Annotated in this window: 22 protein-coding genes and 1 other annotated feature; of the genes, 18 read left to right on the forward strand and 4 right to left on the reverse strand. The window is 29.7% G+C overall.

Features of this window, described 5'->3' with window-relative positions:
- Positions 1–142 precede the first annotated feature (142 nt).
- Complete coding sequence (locus tag CLOBL_RS00770) at positions 143–724, reverse strand: TetR/AcrR family transcriptional regulator (RefSeq protein WP_077857246.1); 582 nt, start codon at positions 722–724, stop codon at positions 143–145.
- A 160-nt stretch (positions 725–884) separates the two neighbouring features.
- Between CLOBL_RS00770 and CLOBL_RS00775 the strand changes: the two genes are divergently transcribed.
- From CLOBL_RS00775 to CLOBL_RS00835, 13 genes are all read left to right on the forward strand, one after another.
- Positions 885–1,844, forward strand: coding sequence for a 2-dehydropantoate 2-reductase N-terminal domain-containing protein (locus tag CLOBL_RS00775; protein WP_077857247.1), 960 nt, complete (start codon positions 885–887; stop codon positions 1,842–1,844).
- A 658-nt stretch (positions 1,845–2,502) separates the two neighbouring features.
- Complete coding sequence (locus CLOBL_RS00780) at positions 2,503–3,270, forward strand: ABC transporter ATP-binding protein (protein WP_077857248.1); 768 nt, start codon at positions 2,503–2,505, stop codon at positions 3,268–3,270.
- Positions 3,260–5,251: an ABC transporter permease gene (locus tag CLOBL_RS00785; RefSeq protein ID WP_077857249.1), complete on the forward strand. Its 1,992-nt coding sequence runs from the start codon at positions 3,260–3,262 to the stop codon at positions 5,249–5,251. The genes CLOBL_RS00780 and CLOBL_RS00785 overlap by 11 nt, the downstream gene beginning before the upstream one ends.
- A gap of 26 nt (positions 5,252–5,277) precedes the next feature.
- Positions 5,278–7,524 (forward strand): M1 family aminopeptidase, encoded by a 2,247-nt coding sequence (locus tag CLOBL_RS00790; protein ID WP_077857250.1) that lies wholly within the window; start codon positions 5,278–5,280, stop codon positions 7,522–7,524.
- 230 nt (positions 7,525–7,754) lie between these two features.
- Entirely contained in the window at positions 7,755–9,743 is a 1,989-nt protein-coding gene (locus CLOBL_RS00795) for an ABC transporter permease (RefSeq protein ID WP_077857266.1), read from the forward strand.
- Between the two features lie 29 nt (positions 9,744–9,772).
- Positions 9,773–10,636 (forward strand): ABC transporter ATP-binding protein, encoded by an 864-nt coding sequence (locus CLOBL_RS00800; protein ID WP_077857251.1) that lies wholly within the window; start codon positions 9,773–9,775, stop codon positions 10,634–10,636.
- A 2-nt stretch (positions 10,637–10,638) separates the two neighbouring features.
- Entirely contained in the window at positions 10,639–12,837 is a 2,199-nt protein-coding gene (locus tag CLOBL_RS00805; protein ID WP_077857252.1) for a hypothetical protein, read from the forward strand.
- A complete protein-coding gene (locus CLOBL_RS00810; protein WP_077857267.1) occupies positions 12,830–13,540 on the forward strand; it encodes a hypothetical protein in 711 nt (236 codons plus the stop codon). The genes CLOBL_RS00805 and CLOBL_RS00810 overlap by 8 nt, the downstream gene beginning before the upstream one ends.
- A 126-nt stretch (positions 13,541–13,666) precedes the next feature.
- Entirely contained in the window at positions 13,667–14,338 is a 672-nt protein-coding gene (locus tag CLOBL_RS00815) for a response regulator transcription factor (protein ID WP_077857253.1), read from the forward strand.
- Positions 14,335–15,354: a sensor histidine kinase gene (locus CLOBL_RS00820; RefSeq protein ID WP_077857254.1), complete on the forward strand. Its 1,020-nt coding sequence runs from the start codon at positions 14,335–14,337 to the stop codon at positions 15,352–15,354. The genes CLOBL_RS00815 and CLOBL_RS00820 overlap by 4 nt, the downstream gene beginning before the upstream one ends.
- 127 nt (positions 15,355–15,481) lie before the next feature.
- On the forward strand, positions 15,482–15,892 hold the full coding sequence (locus CLOBL_RS00825) for a peptide deformylase (RefSeq protein ID WP_077857255.1): 411 nt from the start codon (positions 15,482–15,484) through the stop codon (positions 15,890–15,892).
- Between the two features lie 100 nt (positions 15,893–15,992).
- Positions 15,993–16,526 (forward strand): alpha/beta hydrolase, encoded by a 534-nt coding sequence (locus tag CLOBL_RS00830; RefSeq protein WP_077857256.1) that lies wholly within the window; start codon positions 15,993–15,995, stop codon positions 16,524–16,526.
- A gap of 82 nt (positions 16,527–16,608) precedes the next feature.
- Complete coding sequence (locus tag CLOBL_RS00835) at positions 16,609–16,917, forward strand: methylated-DNA--[protein]-cysteine S-methyltransferase (RefSeq protein ID WP_077857257.1); 309 nt, start codon at positions 16,609–16,611, stop codon at positions 16,915–16,917.
- A gap of 212 nt (positions 16,918–17,129) precedes the next feature.
- On the opposite strand, the gene CLOBL_RS00840 is transcribed toward CLOBL_RS00835, so the two are convergent.
- Positions 17,130–17,684, reverse strand: coding sequence for a TetR/AcrR family transcriptional regulator (locus CLOBL_RS00840; RefSeq protein ID WP_077857258.1), 555 nt, complete (start codon positions 17,682–17,684; stop codon positions 17,130–17,132).
- Between the two features lie 116 nt (positions 17,685–17,800).
- Between CLOBL_RS00840 and CLOBL_RS00845 the strand changes: the two genes are divergently transcribed.
- The gene (locus CLOBL_RS00845) at positions 17,801–18,559 is read left to right on the forward strand and encodes an EFR1 family ferrodoxin (RefSeq protein ID WP_077857259.1); all 759 of its coding nucleotides are present in this window, start codon (positions 17,801–17,803) and stop codon (positions 18,557–18,559) included.
- A gap of 134 nt (positions 18,560–18,693) precedes the next feature.
- Here the strand turns inward: CLOBL_RS00845 and CLOBL_RS00850 are convergent, their stop codons facing one another.
- A complete protein-coding gene (locus CLOBL_RS00850; RefSeq protein ID WP_077857260.1) occupies positions 18,694–19,200 on the reverse strand; it encodes a flavin reductase in 507 nt (168 codons plus the stop codon).
- A gap of 351 nt (positions 19,201–19,551) precedes the next feature.
- Between CLOBL_RS00850 and CLOBL_RS00855 the strand changes: the two genes are divergently transcribed.
- The 4 genes from CLOBL_RS00855 to CLOBL_RS00875 all read left to right on the forward strand — a co-directional run bounded on the left by CLOBL_RS00855 (position 19,552) and on the right by CLOBL_RS00875 (position 26,215).
- Entirely contained in the window at positions 19,552–19,824 is a 273-nt protein-coding gene (locus CLOBL_RS00855; RefSeq protein WP_077857261.1) for a CD3324 family protein, read from the forward strand.
- Between the two features lie 233 nt (positions 19,825–20,057).
- Positions 20,058–20,675: a DUF1062 domain-containing protein gene (locus CLOBL_RS00860; protein ID WP_077857262.1), complete on the forward strand. Its 618-nt coding sequence runs from the start codon at positions 20,058–20,060 to the stop codon at positions 20,673–20,675.
- Positions 20,676–21,045: 370 nt separating this feature from the next.
- Complete coding sequence (locus CLOBL_RS00865) at positions 21,046–22,257, forward strand: DUF4885 family protein (protein ID WP_077857263.1); 1,212 nt, start codon at positions 21,046–21,048, stop codon at positions 22,255–22,257.
- Between the two features lie 721 nt (positions 22,258–22,978).
- Positions 22,979–23,328 (forward strand) — a binding site (T-box leader).
- A gap of 241 nt (positions 23,329–23,569) precedes the next feature.
- A complete protein-coding gene (locus CLOBL_RS00875; RefSeq protein ID WP_077857264.1) occupies positions 23,570–26,215 on the forward strand; it encodes a valine--tRNA ligase in 2,646 nt (881 codons plus the stop codon).
- Here the strand turns inward: CLOBL_RS00875 and CLOBL_RS28345 are convergent.
- A partial coding sequence (locus CLOBL_RS28345) for a hypothetical protein (protein ID WP_207652344.1) occupies positions 26,193–26,432 on the reverse strand: 240 nt, incomplete at its 5' end. The genes CLOBL_RS00875 and CLOBL_RS28345 overlap by 23 nt on opposite strands.

A 26,432-nucleotide genomic window follows, 5' to 3' on the forward strand; every position in this document is an offset into this window, starting at 1 on the left:
CCACCATAAACCACGATCATTTGTATGAAGCTTAAATAGCTGTTTACAAGTAATCGTGGTTTTTTGTATTATGTGAATAGCGTTCAAATAAAACACAAAATATTCACAGGGTCAATTTGCAATATATAGTATGTAAGTTAGCTTATATCAAAGTGTGTAAGCTAACAGCTTTTATACCGTTCATAATAAAGGCCTGTGTTTTTTCAATATTATATTCTTTATCATTTTTACTAAAGTAGCAATATTGAGCACAACTATATACTGATGAGGAAATTAGTTTGACTAATATATTTGTGTCTTTAGAATCTAACTCATCTCTAACTACCATACCAGTTAATATTTTTTCAATAAGATTTTCTATTTTATATTTTAATAAATTATCTACAGTAGAAGCTATAGATGTGGAATCAATTTTGCGCTTTTCATAAAATGAGATATTGTATTCGTAAAGGAATAAAATAAGTTCCTTTATAATTTCTTCATCTAAATCTGTAGCACTTAAAATTTCTGCTGGTAACATTTCTTCAAAACAATCTATAACAAGTTCTTCTAGCAAAATATACTTATCTAAATAATGAGCATAAAAAGTTGCTCTATTTATAGTTGCCTTGGTTGTAATATCCTTAATTGTTATATATTTAAAGTCTTTTTCCTCAAGTAATTTGACAAAAGACTCTTTAATCAAATTTTTTGTTCTTACTGCTCGTGGGTCTTTTTCATTCATAATTTATCTTTAATCTCCTTTATGAACACAACAGATTTTATAAAATGTTGCTTACACAACACAGTTAAAAATCTATTGGTTGTAGCTTTATGAGTAATCAAATATTATATTAACATACACTTGAATTTTAAACAACACATGTACAATAGGAGGGAATATAATGAAAATTTTAATGATAGGCAGAGGAGTAATTTCAACACAATATGGATGGGCTTTAGAACAAGCAGGCAATGATGTTACATTTTATGTGCGTTCAGGAAGGATCAATCAGTATGGCGATATAGTGAATTTAAAGATATTAGATGGTAGAAAGAATAGAAAAGGTGATTTAGTAAATAAATCTTGGAAAATTAAAATGATAGAAGAACTGTCATCTAATCATGATTTTGATTTGATTATGATTAGTGTAAATCATAATCAATTAAGTAATATAATAAATTGGTTAGAACCACTTGTTAATAATTCAACTGTGTTAATATTTAATAATATTATTGATGAGCCATTGAATTCAATTGGATCAATACCAAAAGAGCAAGTCGTTTGGGGATTCCCGGGAGCCGGTGGATCTTTTATAAATAAAAACACATTAGAGGGTGGGTTTATGAAAAACATATTTATGGGCTTCATTGATAATACTACTAATAAATCTAGATATGACATGGTAGCTCGTTTATTTAAAAATGCAGGTTTTGGTATATCTGAAAAGAAAGATATGCGTAATTGGCTATGGTTTCACTTCATTACTAATGCAAGCATGATGTCTGCAGCATCAAAAGTAGGTTCACTTAATAATCTATTTAATTCTGCGAATGCCTTTAAAGATTTTGTTTTAATATTGAGAGAAATCATTTCATTGATGGATGCTAAAGGTTCTAAGGTAAGTTTATTAACAAATATTGCAGTGAATTTACCAACAGGTCTTGTGGCTTTTGTAATGAAATTAGCATTGGCTGAAGGTAAGCTGCCAAGAGAAATAATGAGAAGTGCTAGCGGGAGTGAAAATCTAAAAGCTGAAAGTAATGTGATATTTGTACGAGATACACTTGCTGAAGCACGTAGATTAAGGATATCACTTCCACGGCTTGAATCTTTGGACTCGCCTATTTATAGAGAATTGTAGTGATATATTAAAATATACAAAGAGGGAAAATTCAGATATAATTGAAAGATTTGAACCATATGCTTATGGAGCGTAGCTCGGAAATGCTTATTCAGAATTAAGTAATCCAGTAGACAGCATATATTATTACATGACCATGATAAAAAATTAGGAGGATGACTAAAAACAGCAAGTCAAATGGATGAAGAATTTGCAATAGCAATTGATAGAGCAATTCCATTAACTGGGCCTTCATGATTTATATTGATAGAATTATAGCTAATTAAAAGGAATACATAGAGCCATAAGAGCTTCGAGTATTCCTTTTTTATTTTTATGAATGTACTAGATAATTTGGAATAAAAGTTTTTGTAATGCTTTGTAAAATCCAAAGCAATAGTCAAAACAAACTTAAAAGCATTTATTAAGAATTTTTATACTAATGTAACAAAAATGTAATTTTAATGAAATGTAGTTAAATTGATGAAAGAAATAGAATCATATACAATAAGTTATGTGAAGCGAAGTTAAAAATATGAGTAACTATAAAATAAATAAAGAATAATAAAACAGTAAGATTAAATGACAACAATTCTGATACAAAGAATACATAACAAAATATACATCAAATTTTTAAGTTGTTATTCTTAAAGGATTAAAGAAAAGGGAGAATTTATAGATGAAAAACATATTAGATATAGAAAAAATTGAAAAGTATTATGGCAATAAAGGGAATTTAACAAAGGCAATAGATAATATCAGCTTTAAAGTAGATGAGGGAGAGTTTGTTGGAATAATGGGGCCTTCTGGAAGTGGCAAAACTACCCTTCTTAATTGTATATCAACTATTGATAGTGTTACTGCAGGAAAGATATTGATAAATGGTAATGACATTACAAGGTTAAAATCAAAAGAATTAGATAGGTTTAGGCAAAATGAGCTAGGTTTTATATTTCAGGACTTTAATTTATTGGATACACTTACAGCTTATGAGAATATTGCTTTAGCCTTAACAATAAAGGGAGAGGACACCTATAAAATAGATAAAGAAATACAAGCAGTAGCAGAGCATTTAGAAATAGGACAAGTACTTAATAAATATCCTTATGAGATGTCAGGTGGGCAAAAACAAAGAGTTGCTTCAGCAAGGGCAATTGTAACTAATCCATCTTTAGTTCTTGCTGATGAACCAACAGGGGCACTAGACTCAAAATCAGCGAGGCTGCTTCTTGAAAGGTTTGAAATTTTAAATAATAATTTGAAAACTACAATACTTATGGTTACCCACGATTCTTTTACAGCAAGCTATGCTCATAGAATACTTTTTATTAAGGATGGAAGAATCTTCAATGAGCTCATAAGAGGTAAGGATACAAGAAAAGAATTCTTCAATAAAATCATAGAAGTTATATCACTTCTTGGAGGTGATGATAACAATGTATTTTAAGCTGGCCTTTGGCAATATAAAAAAGAGTTATAAGGATTATACTATATACTTCTTAACATTAATATTAGCGGTTTGTATATTTTACAGCTTTAATTCAATAGATTCACAAAAGGCACTTTTTGATATAAAATCGTCAAATGCTAATTACATAGAAAAACTAACAGTTACTATGTCTTATTTTTCAATGTTTGTATCAGTAATACTAGGAAGCTTAATATTGTATGCTAATAATTTTCTAATAAAAAAACGTAAAAAAGAGTTAGGTATATATATGACTTTAGGAATGGGAAAGAAAAAAATATCTAAGATTTTAGTAACAGAAACTTTCATAGTAGGCTCTATATCTTTAGTTGCAGGCCTTATATTGGGAATGCCAGCATCACAGGTCTTATCTACTCTTATCTTAAAGCTGTTCGATGTTTCTATGAATGAATATAGATTTACAGTTTCTATAAATGCTATTGGAAAGACTATATTATATTTTGGAATAATGTTTTTACTTGTAATGATTTTTAATGTATTTGTTGTTTCTAAGTACAAAATAATCGACTTACTTTCGGCATATAGAAAAAATGAAAAAATGAAATTTAAAAATCCATATATATATTTGGTAACATTTTTATTAAGTGTAATGTCATTAGCATTTTCATATAAAACTTTGTTAAAGATAGGTATAGATTCAAGAGATCTTATGTTTACTCCAGTATTAGCACTCTCTATAATAGGTACAGTTTTATTCTTTTTTAGTTTATCTGGAGTTATATCATATTTTTTAAATAAAAATAAGAAGGTATATTTCAAGGGATTGAATATATTCGTTATAAAGCAGGTAAATAGCAAATTTTATACACATTTTTTATCAATGTCAGTAATATGTTTAATGCTATTTACTACAATACTTGTATTATCTACAGGAATAGGTCTTAAGAAAAATTATGAAGCAGGCCTTGAAAAAATAACACCTTTTGATGCTAGTGTGATCATATACCCTCAGGGTAAAGATATTTCTTTAGATGAAGTGTTTAGTAAAATTGATTTTAAAGTAAGTGAAAATGAAAAATATACAACTTATGATGAATATGCTTCAGCAGTAGAAATTAAGGATTTATTTAAAACTGAAGATGATGCTTTTAAAAGTTATAAAGCAAGCTTTGTAAAAATATCTGATTATAATAAAATATTAAAACTAAAAGGTGAAAAGGAAATTAATTTAAATAGTAATGAGGTTTTACTCTTATCAAATTATAACAAATTAGTTCATCTAATTAATGAAAAATTAAAGCATAGCAATAAAGTTAATATTGAAGGAGAGGAGTATATATCTAAAAATCATGAGGCCTTACAAGAAAATCTTGAAACCTCTATAATGGCAGAACAATATTGCACTATAGTAATAAATGATGAGTTTTTGCTAGATAGTAAAATCTATAAATCAGTGCTTAATGTAATGTATACTAATGAAAATAGAGAAGAAAACAATGAAAAATATGAAGAGATTCATAATAATTCTTTGATTGGTGGGAAGTACGAAAGTATGGATGTCCCGCATATGGATGCCTATTCAAAGGATGGCATTTATTCTAGGGAAAAGGGTTCTTCAACTTCTGAATTATTTCTTGGTTTATATTTAGGTATGATATTTTTGATATCAAGTATGGCTGTATTATCACTTCAGCAATTATCAGAAGCTAGTGACAGTATAGAAAGATATAAAGCTTTAAAGAGAATTGGTGCTAATAAAAAAATGATAAATAAAACCATCTTTCTTCAAACCTTAATATATTTCAGCCTTCCAGTAATTCTTGCATTAGTTCATTCAATTGTTGGCATTATTGTAGTTAACAAAGAGATAAGCAATTTTAATCAAATAGATATTAGATTTTCAGCGTTAATAACGGCTTTAATGTTTATTCTAGTATATGCAGGATATTTCTATACAACATATATAGGGTATAAAAATATTGTAAAAAATAACATATAAGAACTAGGTAAGGAGGTGAATTAATCATGAAATTTCTTTCATATTTAAGGGTGGAATTAAAACGTATTTTCCATTCAAAAATTGTTTATTTAATAATGATATTAACTATGTTTTCCCCAATGGCTGGTTATAAATTGTACAATGATGGCATGCTGGATGAAACAATAACAGGTCACTTTATTGGAAACCCAACTGTTGCCGGCGCTCTAATTGGAGGAATTTTATTTGCTATGCTGACTTTTCTTGAGTTTGGTCAAGGACGTAAGTATAAAACGGAGATATTATTGAGCAGCATTATATCGCCATTAGTTCTAAATGCAGTAAAATTAATTGCTATAGAGATATCAGCAATTATTACTGTTTCTATTGAAGCTATAGTTTATTATCCATATACAATTACAAAAATGGGAAGCGTTTTTGATGGATATACGTATTGGAATAGTTTCTTTCTTTTAATTCTCCCATCTGTGATGTTGTCAATTTTGGCAGCTTCAGCTTTGTATCAGATTTTTCAAAGAGTAGATCTTAGCGCTGCTGTATTTATTGTACTTGTCTTACCTAATTTATTTCAACGTGTTCCTATTGGTAATATTATGCGTTGGATAAAGCCTGCAGTTCCAGAACTTTCAGATTATTTCAGTAATACAGAAGTATTTCGCTTAATGGAGCATAATAGATTATTTTGGTTTTTAATGTTTGGAGGAGTATGGTTAATTTCGATATTAGGTATACGTATTTATGGTAAAGGATTATTTGCCTCTATATTTTATAATTCTAAAAGAATAATTTATATTCCTCTAATTGCTGTGGTAATGATAAGTGAAGCAGCCTATGCCTTTGTAAATCAACCAGATGTCTATATATTATCTAAGAATCAAATTGTTGATTTGCTTGAAATATTTAAAGATAAATCAGAGGATAATCGTTATAAGGTGAATAAAGAGCTTCAATTATTAAACAGTGATTTTAAGATTTCATTTGATGGAAGTAAGGGAAGTCTTTCTGCAAAGGCGGTATATTCTTTTAATAATCTAAGTGATAGTGAGCAGAAGTGTAAATTGAAGCTTAATCCAGGATATGCTATTAGAGTAGTAAAAATAAATGATAAAGTTGTTCCTTTAAAAAAATTGGACACATTAGAAGCTAATGCTGAATTTATTATGCCTGTTGGGAAAAATATTAATGTAACTATGGAATACGAAGGAAAGCCTAAGATTTTTTATATGGTAAGTGATGATATTCTAGATACAACTATTAGTGATAGATATATAGATTTAATGAGTAAAGAAATTACTCCTGAAATTCAGGTTACAGATAGCAAAGATAATTCAAATATTACAGCTGAGCTTACAATGCCTTCAGCTCTTATGCCAATAATAAATCCATGTCAGATGGATGAGAATGGCAAAGAAATTGCTAATATTACAGGTGATATTACTAAGTTAATTTCAGAAGAGGGTGATAAAAAAACTTGGCTTGTTAAACTTAAAGGAACTCGTTTTGATTTAATGGCAGGGGACTATGTTATGAAGCAGCTAGGAAGTAAAGAAATGCCAGTGCAATTTTACTATAGTAGTAAACATGGGGATAATATGAAAAAAATGAATGCTGAAAAAGTAATGAAATATACTATAGATTATTGTACTAAGCATTATGGTAAGCTGAAAAAAGTTTCTGAAAATAATCCATTAAAAATAGTAGAGAAAACAGCATTATTTCCAGGAGGATTAGGAATGCCCAATTATAGCACTATGACAGAAAACTGTTTCAGTGATGAAAATTTAAGTAATGCATTAAAAGGACCTTCAGGTGCTGAAGTATTAGCTCACGAAGTTGCTCATCAATGGTTTGGAGTGGAGACTGTTGGATGGCATGGTAATAATGAAAATTGGTCTGCTGAAGGACTTGCAGTATATACTACCTATCGAATTGCTAAGGAAAACTATGGAGAAGAATATGCTCAAAAAAACTATGTAGACAATTGGAAGGCGAATGTAAATGATAGTGAAAAGAATTTTTATTATAGGCATCCAGAATATTTAAATTCATTGTCAGAAAAATATATTGAAAAGGTTAAGGGAGAGGATAGAAGCGTATGTTTATATTCAAAGCTGCCACTTCAAATTTTAAAGGCATCTGAGCTTGTCGGCGGTGAAGATAAAATGGATGAAATTTTAGCTAAATTATATGAAAATAGCTCAAAAGAAAAAATCTCATGGCAGGATTTCTTAGATTCATGCAATCTTAAAGAGGAGGATTTAAATATTGATTAAATTATTTAAATATGAATTTAAAAGACTTATTATAAGTAAATTTTTTATGGAATTAGTACTGTTTGTACTAAGATAACAAAAATGTAATGTTAATGAAATATAGTTAAATTGATGAAATAAATAGCTTCATATAAAATAAGTTACATGAGATGAAATTAAAAAATACTGATTAGTTAAGGATAAAAATAAAATCATAGAAGTGATATGCCCTTTTGGAGGTGGTGATAATGATGTATTTTAAGCTAGCTTATGACAATATAAAAAAGAGTTATAAAGATTATACTATATATTTCTTAACATTAATATTAGCTGTCTGCATATTTTATAGTTTTAATTCAATAGATTCACAAAAGGCACTTTTTGATATGGAATCATCGACTGCAAATTATATGGATAAGTTAATTGAGACAATATCTGCTATATCAATGTTTGTATCAGTTATATTGGGCAGTTTAATATTATATGCAAATAATTTTTTAATAAAGAAACGAAAAAAAGAATTAGGTATATATATGACTTTAGGCATGGGAAAAAGAAAAATATCTAGAATTTTAGTGACAGAAACCTTTATGGTAGGAGGAATATCTTTAATTGCTGGTCTTATATTAGGAATAGTAACATCACAAGTTTTATCTACTTTTATATTAAAGTTGTTTGATGATTCAATGGATGGATATAGATTTATAGTTTCAATAAATGCTATAGGTAAGACTATATTATGTTTTGGAATAATGTTTTTACTTGTAATTATATTTAATATATTTATCATTTCTAAATACAAAATAATTGATTTATTGGTAGCAGATAAAAGAAATGAAAATATGAAATTTAAAAATCCATTTATATATTTAACATCATTTATATTAAGTGTGGCATCACTAACATTTACATATAAAACTTTCTTAGATATGAATTTATATTTGTGGGATTCTATTATCATACCAGCATTAGTCTTTCTAATAGCAGGCACAGTACTATTTTTCTTTAGTTTATCTGGAATCATATTATATATAATAAGTAATAATAAAAAGGCATACTTTAAGGGAGTTAATATATTTATTGTAAAACAAATATATAGCAAAATTAATACAAATTTTATATCAATGTCAGTAATATGTTTGATGTTATTTATTACAATACTTGCATTAACTACAGGAATCGGTCTTAAAAAAGGTTATGAAGCAGGATTCGTAAAACTAGCACCTTTTGATGCTAGTGTGATTTTGTATACCAACGATGAAATTAATAATGTAGAAGATGCGCTTAATAAGATTAATTTTAAAAAAGATGGAAATGAAAAATATGCAATTTACAATGAATATGTTCCGATTATAGATTTGAAAGATTTATTTGGAACCGAAGATAAAGCCTTTGATGTGTTTGGTGGAAGTTTTGTAAAAATATCTGAGTATAATGAAATATTAAAATTAAAAGGAGAGAAAGAAGTAAATTTAAATAAGGATGAGGTATTGATTTTATCAAACTTAAATAAATTAGTTGGACCAATTAATGAAAAGTTAAAAAGTAGTAACAAAGTTAAGATTAAAGGTGAAGAGTTTACTGTTAAAAATCATGAAGTTATACGAGGAAATCTTGAAGATTTTAATGTTACAAATAATGAGTGCACAATAGTAATAAATGATGAGTTTCTATCAGGCTATAAAGTTTCTAAATCAGTACTTAATGTAATGTATACAGATGAAAACAGAAAAGAAAACAATAAAAAGTACGATAAGATCCAGAAAGATTATAGATCTGGAGAGTACGAAAGTTTAAATCTTCCAATCATAGATGCTTATTCTAAGGATGATATTTATTCTATGACAAAGAGATCATCAACAGGAGCATTGTTTATTCGCTTATATTTAGGTGCGGTATTGTTAATAACCAGCATGGCTATATTGTCTATTAAGCAGCTATCAGAAGTCAGTGATAGTATGGAAAGGTATAGAGCATTAAAAAGGATTGGTGTAAATAAGAACATGATAAATAAAACAATATTTATTCAAACCTTGATATATTTCAGCCTTCCTATGATCTTAGCATTAATCCATTCCATTGTTGGGATTACGGTAGTTAATAAAGAAATTAACTCTTATGGTCAAATGAATATTAGATTTTCAACATTAATTACAGCTTTGATATTTGTTGTAGTTTATATAGCTTATTTTTATATAACATATACCAGCTATAGAGATATAGTAAAAAATAATATTTAAAAAAGAAGGAAAGAAAGGATAAGAAGAATATGAAAATCTCAATTAAAAATTTAAATATGGATTATAAAGGTGGTAAAAGAGCCTTAAAGGAGGTTTCACTTGAAATGGGAAGTCCAAGCTTTATTGGACTTCTAGGACCAAATGGAGCAGGAAAATCAACTCTTATGAAATTGCTTGTAGGAGGCCTAATACAAACTACTGGTGAGATTCTTATGGATGATATGCCAATACTTAAGGATGAAAAAAAGTTAAAAGGAAGCTTAGGATATCTACCACAAGCTTTTGGACTGTATGATGAACTTACAGTCTGGCAGTTTCTAGATTACATGGCAGCCCTTAAAGGGATTAAAAATAGTAAGAAGATTATTGAAGAAGTTATTGAGAAAACAAATCTTAAAGAAAAACGTAAAGCACGTATTTCTACTTTATCAGGAGGTCAAAGGCAGCGTGTAGGAATTGCACAAGCTCTTCTAGGAAATCCGAAATTATTAATTTTTGATGAGCCAACTGTTGGACTAGATCCTGAGGAACGTATTAACTTTCGAAATTTATTTTCAAAGATGGCACAGGATAAGATAGTCTTATTATCTACACATATAATTGAAGATGTACAATCGGTATGTGATAAACTGATTGTTATTAATCATGGGCAAGTTTTGTTTACTGGAACTCCAGAAGAATTAATTGCCTTGGCTCACAATCATGTTGGAGTTTTTGAAGAAAAGATGGGGGAAAGCTCAAAGGAAGAATATAAGGTGACAGCAAGAGTTAACACAGTGCGTGGTATTGCCTGCAGGATTGTAGGGGAAACACTTCCAGCATTTGCAGAGATTGTAGAGCCTACCCTTGAGGATGCATATATGTATCTTATCATGGGAAAAGAGGCGATGTAATCATGAAATTCATTTCCTATTTAAGAGTGGAATTAAGTCGTATTTTTCACTCAAAGATTGTTTGCCTAACTATGGTATTAACTATAATATGTCCACTAGCAGGATATAAATTGTATAAACCAGCAGATGCTTCAACTTTATCTGGTGATTTGATTGCAAATCCAGTGATGGCAGGAGCAATAGGTGGCGGAATATTATTTGCAATGTTAACTTTACTAGAATTTGACAGAGTAAAAAAATATAAGACTGAAGAATTAACCAATAGCATTGTCTCACCATTAACCTCAAATATAGTCAGATTACTTGCCTTAGGAATAACAGCTATTGTTACTGTTTTTATTACAGCAGTATTTTATTTTACGTATACATTCAACAAACTTGGGAATATTTTTGATGCTTATACGTATTGTAATAGTTTCTTTCTTTTGATGTTACCTTCAATTTTATTATCAATTGTATTAGTTTCCGCACTTTATCAGATTTTCTGCCGCATGGATATCAGTATGATTTTATTTTTTATAGTTTCGGTATTAGGTATTTGGAGATTGTTTGAATCGAAAAATATTCTTGAATTATTGGGAGATAATAATATTCTTCATTGGATGGAGCCAAGCGTTATAGCACTTTCAGATTATTTTGGCAATGAAGTGGTATTTCGTTTGATGAAGCAAAATCGTTTGTTTTGGTTTTTAGTATTTGGAGGTTTTTGGATCATAGGAGTCTTATGTGTTCGTCGTTATGGTAAAGGTTTATTTGGATCAATAATTTATAATTCAAGGAAAGTTTATATTCCTATATTGGCTATTATGTTAATCAGCGGCAGCTGCTATGCTTATTTAATTCAACCATTTGTTTATAAAGAATATAGAGAGGATGCATCAGCTGAAATAAATGAAAAACTTCAGTTATCAAATACTGATTTTGAAGTATCCTTTGATGAAAGTAAAGGAAGTCTTTCAGGAAAGGCTGCTTATTCTCTTGAAAATTTGAGTGGAAGTGAACAGGAGTGTAGGCTCACCATGATGAATGGGTATACTTTTCAGCATGTTATGGCAAATGGAAAAGAGATTAAATTTGAGTCTTTAAATGATTATAGAGGCAGTATTAAATTTAAAGTACCTAATGAAAAAGAAATAAACCTTGAGATAGAATATCAAGGTGTCCCCAAAATTAATCAAGAGCTTAGTGATTTTGCTTATGAAACTGGTATTAGTGAGAAATATATTGATTTGCAGAGTAGCTATGTTTTTCCGATAATAAGAGTAAAGAGGAATGAAGATAATTGCAAAATTACAGGTCATGTTACTATGTCTTCTGCACTTATGCCAGTTGTAGATTGTAAGAAAAAAGATAAAGATGGTAATTTGATAGCAAATCCGATTGGCTCCACTGTAGAATTGCTTTCTGAAAAAGAAAATAATAAAACTTGGCTTATAAAAGCGGATGGGGATGGTGTAGACTTAAAAGCTGCTAATTATGTTATGAAGGATTTAGGAAATCAAGATATGCCTGTACAATTGTACTATAGCAGCACAATTGAAGATAAGATGCAGAAGATGGATGCTGAAAAAGTTATGAAGGATACGATTAAATATTGTTCCAATCATTATGGTAAGTTGTATAATGTGTCTGAAAATAATCCACTAAAAATACTACAAGGAACTGTATTTTATGGCGGTGGAGTAGCATACCCCAATATAAGTATTATGGATGAAACTTGTTTTAGTGATAAAAATTTAGCTGATAAATTAAAGGGAACAGAAAGTGCAGAAATACTTGCCCATGAAATTAGTCATCAGTGGTTTGGCGTAAAATGTGGAGGTTCAGGTGAAGGACTTGCAGTATATACAACCTATCGAATTGCAAAGGACAAGTATGGTGAAGAATATGCACAAAAAAACTATGTAGATCAGTGGAAGAAACATATTAAGGAGAAGAGTGATAATTTTTATATTAGACACCCAGAATATTTAGATGTATTGCCAAAAAAATATGCTGAGGCAGTTGTTGATAATAGAGCTGTAAATCAATATTCAAAAATGCCTCTTCAAATTCTGAAAGCCAGTGAATTAGTTGGTGGTGAAAATAAAATAGATGAAATTTTATCTAAGCTATATGCTAAGACAGAAACACAAAGGATTTCATGGCAGGACTTTTTAGATGCATGTAATCTTAAAGAGGAGGATTTAAATGTTGATTAAATTATTAAAATATGAACTAAAAAGACTTATTATAAATAAATTTTTCCTAGGGCTTAGTATAATTTCAGCTATATACAGCTACGAAGTTATGACAAGTGATATTATCCTTGGAGTAGCAAATACTGCGCCATTTTCAGGCTGGAGTTATGGAGAATACCTTGCTAAAGTGTTGCCAATTTTACTTGTTACATTATTATTTTTTATCTCATTTCTTTATTCAAAACAAGAAAAAAATGTACAAGATTTGACGAGGGCAACTCCTATTGATCAATTTAAGTTTCAGATGCTACGCTTTGGTACTATTATTATAGGATTTGTTTTGATTTCTATGATACCAATTTTATATAGTGTGTGGTTTTATAGTGTAAATTTTCACTTCTTAAGCTTTGGAGGTCTTGTTCTGCCAGCATTTATAACGCTTGTTCCATCAATGCTGTTTGTGTTTGGTATAGGAAGTCTTGGAGGACGATATCATCAAGGAGTGATTTTTGGATTAATGGCAGCAGTATTACTTGTAAATTATGTTCAACTGCCATATGAAGTTGATTTATTTGGAGGAAATTTCTTTGAAAAATATCCCATGTCTCTTAGCGTAGTAGAACCAACATTCTCGATACCTATAGATGTAGCAATTGGGAAACTAATATTTGGATTAACTGGACTCTTGATGATAATTTTATCTGCAACTACAAAGAAAAAATGAAAGTATTATAATAATACTGAGTAAAATTGTGGTAAAATGTAGTATTTAGCTTTATAATAATTATTAAGGTTATTAAGTTTTGGATTTCAAAATTTGATAACCTTATATTTCTAGTAGGGGGATATGATGAAGAAAATTATTATTATTGAAGATGATGAAGTTATAAGGGAAGAATTGCAGAGCTTCTTAGAGAAATATGGATATGACGTAAAGGCTCCTCTAAACATGAATAACATAATAAATTATATTGAAAGTGAAAACGCTGAACTTATATTGCTAGATATTAATCTGCCTATGTATGATGGTTACTATATATGCAGGGAAGTACGCAAGACTTCAGAGGTTCCAATTATAATAGTTACAAGTAGAGATAGTGAAGTAGATGAACTGATGAGCATGAATTTAGGGGCAGATGACTTTATTACAAAACCCTATAATACAGAAATACTGCTTGCAAGAATAACTAATATTTTAAAAAGGACTTATGGAAATATAAAGACTAGTAGTATATTAAACTACAGAGATTTTAATTTAAATCTTTCAAATGCAACGATTATTTATAAAGATAACTCTTTAGAGTTAACTAAAAATGAAGTTAAAATACTATCATTTTTAATAAATAATAAAGGAAATATAGTAAAAAGAGATTCTCTTATGGAGTACCTTTGGAAAGCAGATTTTTTTGTAGACGATAGCACTTTAAATGTTAATATAAATAGATTAAGAAAGAAGCTTGAAGAAATAGGAATAGAAAATCCAATAGAAACAAGAAGAGGAATGGGGTATATTATGCCATGACTATAGGTGAATTTCTTAAAGATAAAGCTATTGTAATACTATGTAATAGTCTCATGTTTATTATATTGTCAATAATAATGTTTGTTATAAATGTTAACTTAATTATAGTTATATTTGTTTTTGGTATATGGTTTTTCCCGTTAGCATCTTACATGGCTTTAGAATATATAAAGCATAAAAAGTATTTTGGGGAGATTGACAGTTTATTAGAAAAATTGGACAAGAAATATTTAATTCCAGAGATGCTAAAGGAAGCAGAATCTGCACAAGGAGAAAAATTTAACTCTATACTTAAGGAATTAAGCAGAGATATGTATGAGCATGTAAAATATTATAAAGATCTGCAGGAAGATTATAGAGAATACTTAGAAGCCTGGGTTCATGAAATTAAAACACCAATAGCTTCTTCAAAGCTTGTTATTGAGAATAATCAAAATGAAGTAACTAATAAAATAGACTTTCAGATAGATAAAATTGAAAGGTTTGTTGAACAGGTACTTTATTATTCTAGAAGTAATAATGCTTATAAGGATTATATTATAAAGCAAATTAATCTAGGTGATATAGTAAAAAATGTAGTAAAAAGAAACTATAGAGATTTCATTCATAAGAAAATAAAAATCAATATAAATGACATTGAGGAAAATGTATATAGCGATGGGAAATGGGCTGAATTTATCATTAATCAGATAATAGTAAATTCAATGAAATATTCAGGTAATAAAGATCCTCAAATTAATATATCATCAATGAAAAAAGCCAATTCAGTAATGTTATTTATAGAAGATAATGGAGTAGGGATAATAGAGAAAGATATAGATAGAGTCTTTGAAAAAGGCTTCACTGGTGAGAATGGAAGAAGATTTAGCAAAAGTACGGGCATGGGTTTATATTTATGTGAAAAGCTCTGCTCAAAATTGGGAATGAAAATTACTATTGACTCTGAAGTTAATGAAGGAACCAAAGTAACATTAATATTTCCTTTGTCGGGTATGGCAACTTTTAATGATGATTAAAAATGTATTAATTGTTAGGAAAAGATATAATCAAGAAGATTTATATTAATAATGTTAGGCTATAAGATATATTTTAAAATCATATCTTATTTTTATAAAAAATATAACTGAAAAAGAGGTATAAATTATGATAAAACCAATTGTAAAAGATGTATTGTTTTTAGGACAAAAATCAGAAGAGGCAACTAAAAATGATATAGTAGTAATTGATGATTTAATAGATACATTAAGAGCAAACTTAGAGCATTGTGTTGGGCTGGCTGGTAATATGATTGGAGTAAAGAAACGTATATTGGTGTTTACTGTAGGAGGCCTTATTGTGCCTATGATAAATCCGGTTATATTAAAGAGGGAAAAGCTTTATGAAACAGAAGAGAGTTGTTTATCTTTAATTGGCTTTAGAAAAACAAAGAGATATGAAATGATAGAGATTAAGTATCTTGATAGAAACTTTAAGAAGCAAAAGCAATTGTTTACTGGATTTACAGCACAAATAATTCAACATGAAATGGATCATTTTGAAGGTATAATAATCTAAGTATATAATAACTGCTTTTACACCAGTATATATGTATGTTAGAATTAAGTACAAAAATGAAATCTTTTCAAAAAAGTTAGATAGATTTGAGGTGTTGATAATGAATATAAAGATAGTTCCTGGCCTTAATAACTCTGGACCAGAGCATTGGCAGACTATTTGGGAGAAAAAATATGGGTTTGAAAGAATAGCTCAAGAGGAATGGGAGTATCCTGTATATAAAGAATGGGAAAAAAATTTAATAGAAAGCCTTTCAAGAGAAAACAGCTGTGATGTAGTATTGATTGCACACAGCCTCGGCTGCCTGCTTACTGTAAAAGCCATGCCTAAGATACGAAAATATCTGAAAGCAGTCTTCTTAGTGGCTCCACCAGATCCAAACAAGGAACAATTTCCAAATTTCTTAGATTCCTTTGAGCATTTGCCAGAATCTAACTTGGAGTTGCCTGGAATACTGATTTATAGTGAGAATGATAAATATTCCTCATCTCTGTTTTGTATAGAGAAAGGTAAACAGTGGGGTATTGAAACAATGTCTGTTGGCAGAAAAGGTCATATAAATAGTGAATCCAATATAGGTGATTGGAGTGAAGGATTCAATTTATTTCAGAAACTATTAGAAAGAATTCAATGAAATAATAAATTAAATAATATTTACTTTTTCAATTCTTAAAGCACAATATCTTAAAGCAAGGATTCGTATCACAGGTGAATATATGAAAAAGATTATGAATGAACAACTAATTTATGAAATACTTTCAGTTGTAGAAGAAATACCTGAAGGGAAAGTAGCTACATATGGACAAATTGCTAGGCTTATTGGCAGAGACAAAAATGCACGACTTGTTGGGAAGGTTCTTAGCAAGGCAGAATTTTATGGGAGATATCCATGTCATCGTGTGGTAAATCATGCTGGAAGGTTGGCACCGGGGTGGCAGGAACAACAATTTCTGCTGTTAGAAGAAGGTGTATCATTTAAAAATGAAAATCATGTTGATATGAAGGAAAATCAGTGGGACTGTTAAGATGGAAATGCAAGATGAATGAGCAGAATTTTTAAAATTTCATAAATTTCAAAAGGGAAAGCAATTTTTAATATTTGTTTATGTACTATTAAAACTTAAACCAATGATATTATAAGTGTCATTGGTTTAAGTTCTAATTTTTTTGAGTTAAATGCGTGTATTGAGTATAGATAAAAAACAATTTGTTTTTTAGAATAGGCAGCTCTTTATATCTAGGAGATTCTAGCAATATGATTAGAAAGCCGCTCGTAAACCATTTCTGCCATCTTCTCGTCACTCTCTGTCATACCACTTTTGCACCAAATCATCAATACATTAAAAAATCCACCTGCAATGAATCCAATATTATATTTTTCAAATTCAGGAGAGCAGTCCATGGTGCATGTTATAGTTTTGGAGTATATATTAAGAAATTCAATAGACCGTTCAAGTATTAAGTGGGTTAATTTAGACCTTAGTAGGTTTTTAATAAATTTTTGATGTTGTCTAAAATAATAAAAAAATAAACGTGTCATTTCATAATTGCTAATTTCTTTATGATTTAAAAGAATTGAATACTCTTTAAACATGTCATCCAAATGATCAATAAGGATATCCTCCATTATGCTGTAATTTCGATAAAAAGCCATTCGTGATACACCAGCTTTTTGCGATACTTCGGTAATAGAAATATTCTTAAAGTCCTTTTTCTCCATTAAAGACATAAGAGCACCAAAAATACTTTCTTTTGTAATCTTATTCTGTTCAGCATTGTATTTATTAGTCATAAACAATTTTCCTCCTTTTGTAACAGCTAGCCAATATGCTCTTGAATTATTTACTTTATCAAATTATACTGTACTCCATAAGAAGTTACAAGTGAAACACCTGAGAGGAGAGCGTTATGAAAATATTTTATTTTACAGCAACTGGCAACAATTTATATGTGGCAAAGAGAATTGGAGGGGAAAGCTATTCTATTCCTAAGTTAATGAAACAAGGACAATTTGAGTTTGAAGATGAAAAGATTGGTATTGTATTTCCAAGTTATTATGGAGGGGTTCCTAGAATTGTTGAGGAGTTTCTAAATAAAGTCAAACTAAAAAGTAAGTATATTTTTGCGGTGGTGTCTTTTGGATCTTTTTCAGGAGCAGTCATACCTGAGCTTTTAGAAATTGGAAAAAGAAATCAAATCCAATTTTCATACATTAACGAAATACTTATGGTTGACAATTACCTTCCAGTGTTTGATATATCTAAAGAGATGAAAAAAGAGCCAAAGAAAAATATAGAAGAAAATCTTGTAAAAATAATTAATGATATCCAGGTTGAAAAAGTATATATCAAGAGACACGCTGCAGTTATAAGATCTATTGAACCAATATTAAAAAAATTTTATTCTAGTACTAGGGCTAACCTTGAATATGATAAGAATTTCTATGTAGAAGATACCTGTAATAGCTGCAAAGTTTGTGAGAAAGTTTGCCCAGTAAATAATATTAATGTAGATACTAAACCTGTTTATAAAGGAAATTGTGAGAAGTGTTTAGCATGTATTAATCATTGTCCACAGAATGCTATACGTCTTAAGCAGGAAAAAAGTAAAGCTAGATTTATTAATCAAAATGTTAAATTGAAGGAAATAATAGAGGCGAATAATTAATCCATTTTAGGAAGTTATTGAATGTTATCTATTTTTGAAGGTAGGGTAAAGTGTAACTATAATAGATATAATCTGTATTTTGGTAAGAGAACCAACTCTAGAGGGAGGAGGTTCTCCTAAATATTATGCTTTAGTTATTTGTGGCACAATACTTTTTCAATTTGACCTAAATAAATTCTATGAAATGTTGATGAATCCTTGTAGTATTCGTTAAATAATTGCTGTGAATCAAAATTATCTTTATCTACATCTGTATGATAGACTTTTTTGCATACGAAGATTATTTTGGCCTCTTCAAAAATAACTGTGTTTTCAAATGGAATTGGGTGAAGCCCAGACTCGGCTACTTTATTACACTCATTGCCATGCAGTGTTCCACAGACTTGTAAAGCAGGATGACGGGGAACATCAAAAAATGACACGGTAAAGTAATCATTATTCTTTAAAAACTGGTAGGAATACCTGTCTGGATGAACATATACCTGCATCATTGGCTTTAGAAAAAATTTTCCGCACATTACACCAGTAACAGTCATCATGTTAAATTTGTTTTCCGTTCCAGCAGTTAGAAGAGCCCAATCTTCTACTTTTGTAAAAGGGTTAAAGTCAAATGTCGTTAAATCTATTTCCTCAAAATTCATATAATAGCTCCTTTTTTATGTATTGTTTTTAGTTTATAAAACAATGATATAATAGATAGCAATGAATATACAAGTATGGAGATTTTTTCTGTGTTAGTATAAAAAATATACTAAATACAAAAGTCTGAATTCAATATGGTAAGTCTTGTATAACTTGTATATAATATAAATGTGATAAAACACATATTTAAATGAAAATCTATATGATTGACATGGGAAAAGGAGGCCTGGCTTTTATGAATACACCTGTTATTTATGCATAGCAGAGGCTATTGCATAAAGTAAATAATTAAATTATGAAATAGTCTTTGCTTAAACCTAAAATAGTATTAGATTTAGGAGGAGTAGGTAATGGGCTATTCAAGTGCTAGGGATGTTTTCCCTGAAAATATATTGAGAATGATACAAGAATATGTAGAGGGTGAATGCGTTTATATACCAAAGAAAGAAGAAAATAAAATGGCATGGGGGGAGATAACCAAGAGTAAAGAGGAACTTTTGGTTAGAAACAATAAGATATATGAAGATTATTTATTAGGAATATCTATTCAAAACCTTTCAGAAACATATTATTTATCACCCAAAACTATACAAAGAATTATTTCACAAAAAAGGACTATATAATAATAGAAAGTACGCTATCTAATTTGTATTAGGTGGCGCATTTTTATTTATGAAACAAAAATGAGGTTTTATGCAATATGCAGTGTTGATAAAATATACATAGAAAAAGATTGGAGGAATTATTTATGACAATAGATATTTTTTATGCATAGCAGAGGCTATTGCATTATGATAAAAATATGATGAAATAGCCTTTGTAAATCCTAAACAACTTAAGACTTAGGAGGAGCAAAATGAGCTATTTAAAAAAATATCAATGGGAACTAATCCCTAAAAGTTTACCCAAGGTAAGAAGGAATTGCCCTAAATGTAATGAAAAAGTGTACTATATAAATAGTGAAAAATTTAGAGTAAATGCAAATAAAAACAGCATTGACATTTGGATGATTTATCAATGCGAAAAATGTAAGTCAACATGGAATATGGCAATATATGAAAGAGTAAAACCACATGATATTAATAAAGCTGAGTATGAAAAATTTCTTTCTAATAATAATGAATTAGTTAGAGAATATGCTTTTAATTTAAGTATGTATAATAAAAATAAAACTGAAGTTATTCTAGAAGATCCTAATTATGAATTAATAGAGAAGAAATCAGAAGCATCTTATATTAATGAAAACGAACTTATTATTGAAATTGCTTGCAAGTATTTAATAGAGCTTAGGATAGACAAGCTTTTGAGTGATAAACTTGGAATTTCAAGAAGTAAAATAAAAAATATGAACAAAGAAGGGCTAATCTTCATTAAGGACAATAACAGTTCATTAAATATAAGGGTAAAAGATAGAATTGAGATACATGTTTTAAATATAGCAGAAAATATAGAAATTTTAGAAGCTATAGAATAAGTTATTTTAACGGTCAACATTTATCTTAAATAAATATTTAGAATGATCTATAAAACTCTAATAGATCATTCTTATTTGTTTAAGGAATCATATGTCTACATAAGTTGTGCTCAAGAATTTACATTGCATATTTTGTGTTAGCATCTCTGTAAACAATAGTGCTGTAATTTCATTATCGCAACCTATATAGATATAGTCTGAAGAGCTATATACTTGTATTGTTTTGATAATTGATATAGAAAAGTAAAGATATTGAAATTTATGACGATAGTAATAATATGGATATATAACATAATATTTCAATCACAGATGGAATTTTAGTTGGTCAAGTTTAGCAGCATGGTTTACAGTGCGAAAGGAGGGAGAGCTCATGAGAATTACGGCAGGTATGCAAGCAAGATTATATATGGAGATGCTTAGAATTTCAAATGCTCAGAAAGTAAAAAGATCAGCAGCCTACAACCCATCAGATACTATTACCATAAGCGGTGCAGCTAAGAAAATGTCTCAAGTTAGTAAAAATAATGGACCATCATCAAATAGGAGAATAGATGAGTCAATTGACCTCCAAAGTTATATTAATAAAGCAAAAGAAAAAAATGCAGAAACTATTAAAAGTGCTGGAGATAAAATAACATCGAGAAATTCTTATGTAAGTGAAACTGATGTATGTTATGAGGCATTACATGATAAATATAACAAACTTCTTGAAGTAGCAAAGTCTCATTCAAATCCTGAGGCTTATATTCAAGATAAGTATTGCAATGAAAATTCACCATATTACGCATCTGATTTAACAGATGAAGAACGAGAAGCTGCATATGATAATGAAATAAATATGTTAAAGTATGGGAAGATAAATGGCTGTAACATGAGAGATTCATTGTTTAGGGGAATAACTTTTCCGAATGCAAATGAGGAAGACGAAAATCAGAAAGCATTCAACAGGCAAGTGGTTAATTCAGAGATGGATAATTTATTTAAAGAAAATGGAATTGAGGATCCAGAAGATACTGAGTTATCTTTTTCTATAGATCCATATAGTTATAATTTGACTGTTAGTGGCACTGAAGATAAAGGATTGAAAGAAAAAATAGAAGAGCTTCTTAATTCAGGAGATAATTCAAAGGAGTTGTACAATCATATTCTTTCATCATCACGATATGGGATTGCAAAGAGTACACAATTTACTCAGAATGGATTTAGGAAATATGATTTGTATCATGAAGCTTTAGATGTAACTGGAATTGATATTAGAAGTTTAACAGAGAAAGATGGAAGTTATTATACTGATGATGGGCAAAACATTACTGATATTTTTAATTCTAAACTTGAAGAGATGGCTAAAAGCGAAAAGCCATATGTGCCTAAACAATATACACGGATATGCGAAGAAACTTTTGCAAGTATGATTCAAAAAATGTCATATGATGGGTGGGGTAATATTCCAGACATGACGTTATCAATTAATTACAGTGATAATAAATTACAAGATGTTTGCCAAAATACGAATTACAGTGAAAGCTATAATAAAGATACATTTATAAAGGTAGGAGACAGTTTATGCAAATTAAGTATATGACTTTACTTATGAATTGGATTAATTTTGGATTAATAATTTTAATAATAATAGGAGTATATAAAGCAATGTTAGCTTTTATCAGCAAATTAAGTCTATTTATAGGAAACTTATTTATGAGTTTAATTATCTTTTTTTATATGTCTTTTTTACATGATTTAAGCCAATTATCAGCGTATCAGCGGGCGTTTCATTGTGGAATAATACAATTCTAGAGGTTCATATACTATCATCTATTAGTGTAATTGGAACTATATTAGGTTTTATCATAAAACGTAATCATATGAAAAGGATTTGTTCCTATACAATTATTGGGATATTTATTATCAATCATATCTATTAATGCTTATTACCATAAAAGAATCTTCTTCAACTTCCCAATGCAGATGCTGGTAGGATTTATTTGTATACTGCCATTTATTATTTCTTTTCCTTATATTTTGACCAAAAAGATGATTTGGAATAATCAAATTCCATTTAATTTTGTTAAATTAAGAGCACAACTCAAAGTGGCAAAGTTAATGAGACTATCCACATTATTTACGCATATAAAAATATAAGAAAGAAGAGTTTATTGTATATTGTTTTAATGCTATTTCTAATATTAAATTTATTTTGTATGATTAAGCTTTGCAGAGTAGCAGAAGTAGAATTATATAGTAATAATAAAAACTATTATTGACAAAATTTATACTATAAGCTATTATTTTAAGTAAATTAATAGATAAAAGCAATGAAAAAGAGGAGTAAAGATTTCTTCGTATTAAAGGAAACTAACTCAGGAGAGTTTAGGAGTACGGTTCTTTTAACAAGGAAACTCACTCAGACGAGCTGAGGAGTACAGTTCTTTAGCTAAATCATAGATTTAGAAAGAACTAGCAAGAACTAGCAAGAGAGAGGGAGCAGCTGGAAACCCTTATGCAGGAAATTTTGAAGGTAGCTTTTGAGCTTCTTTAGTGAAATAGTAGTAGCTAAAGACGGTTTATCTGAGCCGTTATTTGAATTAAGAGTCCATTAGAGCATATACTTGCTTGCGTGGAAATAAAGGTGGTACCGCGAGTCTTCGTCCTTTTGTGACGAGGGCTCTTTTTGGCATTGAGAATCCAAATTTTATATTTGGTTATTCGAAAGCCCCCAGCGAACGTATGTGAGTCGGGTTTCCTGGCATTGAGAATCCAAATTTTATATTTGGGTATTCGAAAGCCCTCAGCGAACGAATGTGAGTCGAGTTTCCTTTATTATATACCTTAGTTCAAAAGATAGTTATTCATTGTGAATTATATATTTAGTAAATTAACAGTCTGGAGGAATAGAAATGTCAGAAGAAATAAAAAATATATCAACTACGTATGATCCAAAAGAATTTGAAGATAGGATTTATAAGAATTGGGAGGAGAAAGGTTATTTTACGCCAAGTATTGATAAAAATAAAAAGCCATATACTATAATAATGCCGCCACCAAATATAACAGGGCAGCTTCACTTAGGGCATGCTTTTGATGATACTCTTCAAGATATGCTTATTAGATTTAAAAGAATGCAAGGTTACGCTGCTTTATGGCTTCCTGGTGAAGATCATGCTTCTATTGCAACAGAAGTTAAAGTTGCAAACAAGCTAGCTGAGGAAGGTTTTGATAAGAAGGAAATGGGAAGAGAAGCTTTTCTTGAAAAAGTATGGGAATGGAGTGACAAATACAGAGCTACAATAAGAAACCAAGTTAAAAAGCTTGGAGTATCAGCAGATTTTACAAGAGAAGCTTTTACTATGGATGAAAATCTTAGTGCTGCTGTAAAGCATGTATTTGTTAAGCTTTATAATGAAGGTTTAATTTATCAAGGAAATAGAATAACTAACTGGTGTACACATTGTCAAACAGCATTATCTGATGCTGAAATTGAATATGAAGAGCAGGCAGGTCATTTCTGGCATATAAATTATCCGTTAGCTGATGGATCAGGTTTCCTTGAAATTGCAACAACAAGACCTGAAACCTTACTTGGAGACAGTGGTGTGGCTGTAAATCCAAATGACGAAAGATATAAACACCTTATTGGAAAAACTGTAATACTTCCACTTGTTAACAGAGAAATTCCTATAGTTTCTGATGATTATGTAGATTTAGAATTTGGAACTGGTGCAGTTAAGATGACTCCAGCTCATGACCCTAATGATTTTGAAGTAGGAAAGAGACACAACTTAGAGATCATAAGAGTTATGGATGATAAGGGAGTTATCAATGAAAAGGGCGGAAAATATAAGGGCTTAGATAGATATGAAGCTAGAAAAGCCATAGTTAAAGATTTAGAAGAGGCTGGCCTTTTAGTTAAAATTAAAGATCATACTCATAATGTTGGTACTCATGATAGATGTGGAACTACTGTAGAGCCTATAATATCTAAACAATGGTATGTTAAGATGGAAGATCTTGCAAAGCCAGCTATTGAAGTGGTAAAGAACGGAAAAACAAAATTTGTTCCTGAAAGATTTGATAAGATATACTTTAACTGGATGGAAAATATTCAAGACTGGTGTATCTCAAGACAGTTATGGTGGGGACACAGAATTCCAGTTTACTACTGTCAAGACTGCGGAGAAATGATGGTACTTGAGGAAGCACCACATAAATGTACTAAATGTGGAAGTACTAACATTGAGCAGGATAATGATGTACTGGATACTTGGTTTTCTTCAGCACTTTGGCCATTTTCAACTCTTGGCTGGCCAAACAAAACAGAAGATTTAGATTACTTCTATCCAACAAGCACATTGGTTACTGGGCATGATATTATATTCTTCTGGGTTGCAAGAATGATATTCTCAGGACTTCACTGCATGGGTGAAACTCCATTTAATACAGTGCTTATTCATGGTTTAATAAGAGATTCAGAAGGAAGAAAGATGAGTAAATCTTTAGGTAATGGTGTTGATCCATTAGAAGTTATTGAAACTTATGGTGCAGATGCTTTAAGATTTATGATAGCTACAGGTAATGCTCCAGGAAATGATATGAGATATTACCCAGAAAGAGTTGAATCTTCAAGAAACTTTGCTAATAAGATTTGGAATGCATCAAGATTTGTAATGATGAACCTTGATAAAGATATAATGAATAAATATAAAGACTGCAAAGAATATTCTTTAGCAGACAAGTGGATATTATCTGAGATGAACACTTTAGTTAAAGAAGCTACAGAAAACATGGAGAAATTCGAGCTTGGAATTGCAATGCAAAAAGTTTATGATTTTATGTGGACTGAATTCTGTGACTGGTATATAGAACTTGTTAAACCAGTATTCTATGGTGATGATGAAAGAGCTAAGGGAATAGCTTACAATGTATTAAACACTGTATTAATTACAGGCTTAAAATTATTACATCCAGCTATGCCATTTATTACAGAAGAAATCTTCACTCATTTAAGTGATGAAGAAACTATAACAACTTCGGCTTGGCCTGTATTTGATGAAGCTTTAGTAAATAAAGAAGCAGAGGCTGATATGGCATTTGTAATTGAAGCTATAAAAGGCTTAAGAAATGTAAGAGCTGAAATGAATGTACCACCATCTAGAAAAGCTAAAGTAATCTGCTATATTGCTGAAGATGCTAAAAAAGCATTTAATGCAGGTGTAGCTTATATTGAGAAATTAGCTTCAGCTTCAGAAGTAGAATTTATTGATGATAAAGCTAATGTTCCAGCTAATGCTGTATCTTTAGTTGTCAAGGGTGGAGAATTATTTATGCCTTTACTTGACTTAGTTGATAAAGATAAAGAATTAGAAAGATTAAATAAGGAAGTTAAAAAGCTTGAAGGCGAAATTGAAAGAATAGATAAGAAATTAGGAAATCAAGGTTTTGTAGCTAAAGCACCAGCAGCAGTTATAGATGCAGAAAAAGAGAAGAGAGTAAAATATGTTGAAATGCTTGAAGCTGTTAAAGTTAGAATTGAAGCTTTGAATTAAATAGCAAAATATTAGGATGAGTTTTAGAGATAAGACTCATCCTATATTTATAGATATACAACTTTGAACTTAGACTTATGTGGTAGCTTGCCGAAATCACATACATTTTTATTCCACAGGGCTTGTGAAATTTTCCCTGGAAAGTTCTAAATGTGAGCATGCATCCATTTCTGCATGTTCCCGAAACAAGTTCGTGACAAGCAGTAAATGGAACAAA

This window comes from Clostridium sp. BL-8 (assembly GCF_002006495.1).
Taxonomy (GTDB): domain Bacteria; phylum Bacillota; class Clostridia; order Clostridiales; family Clostridiaceae; genus Clostridium.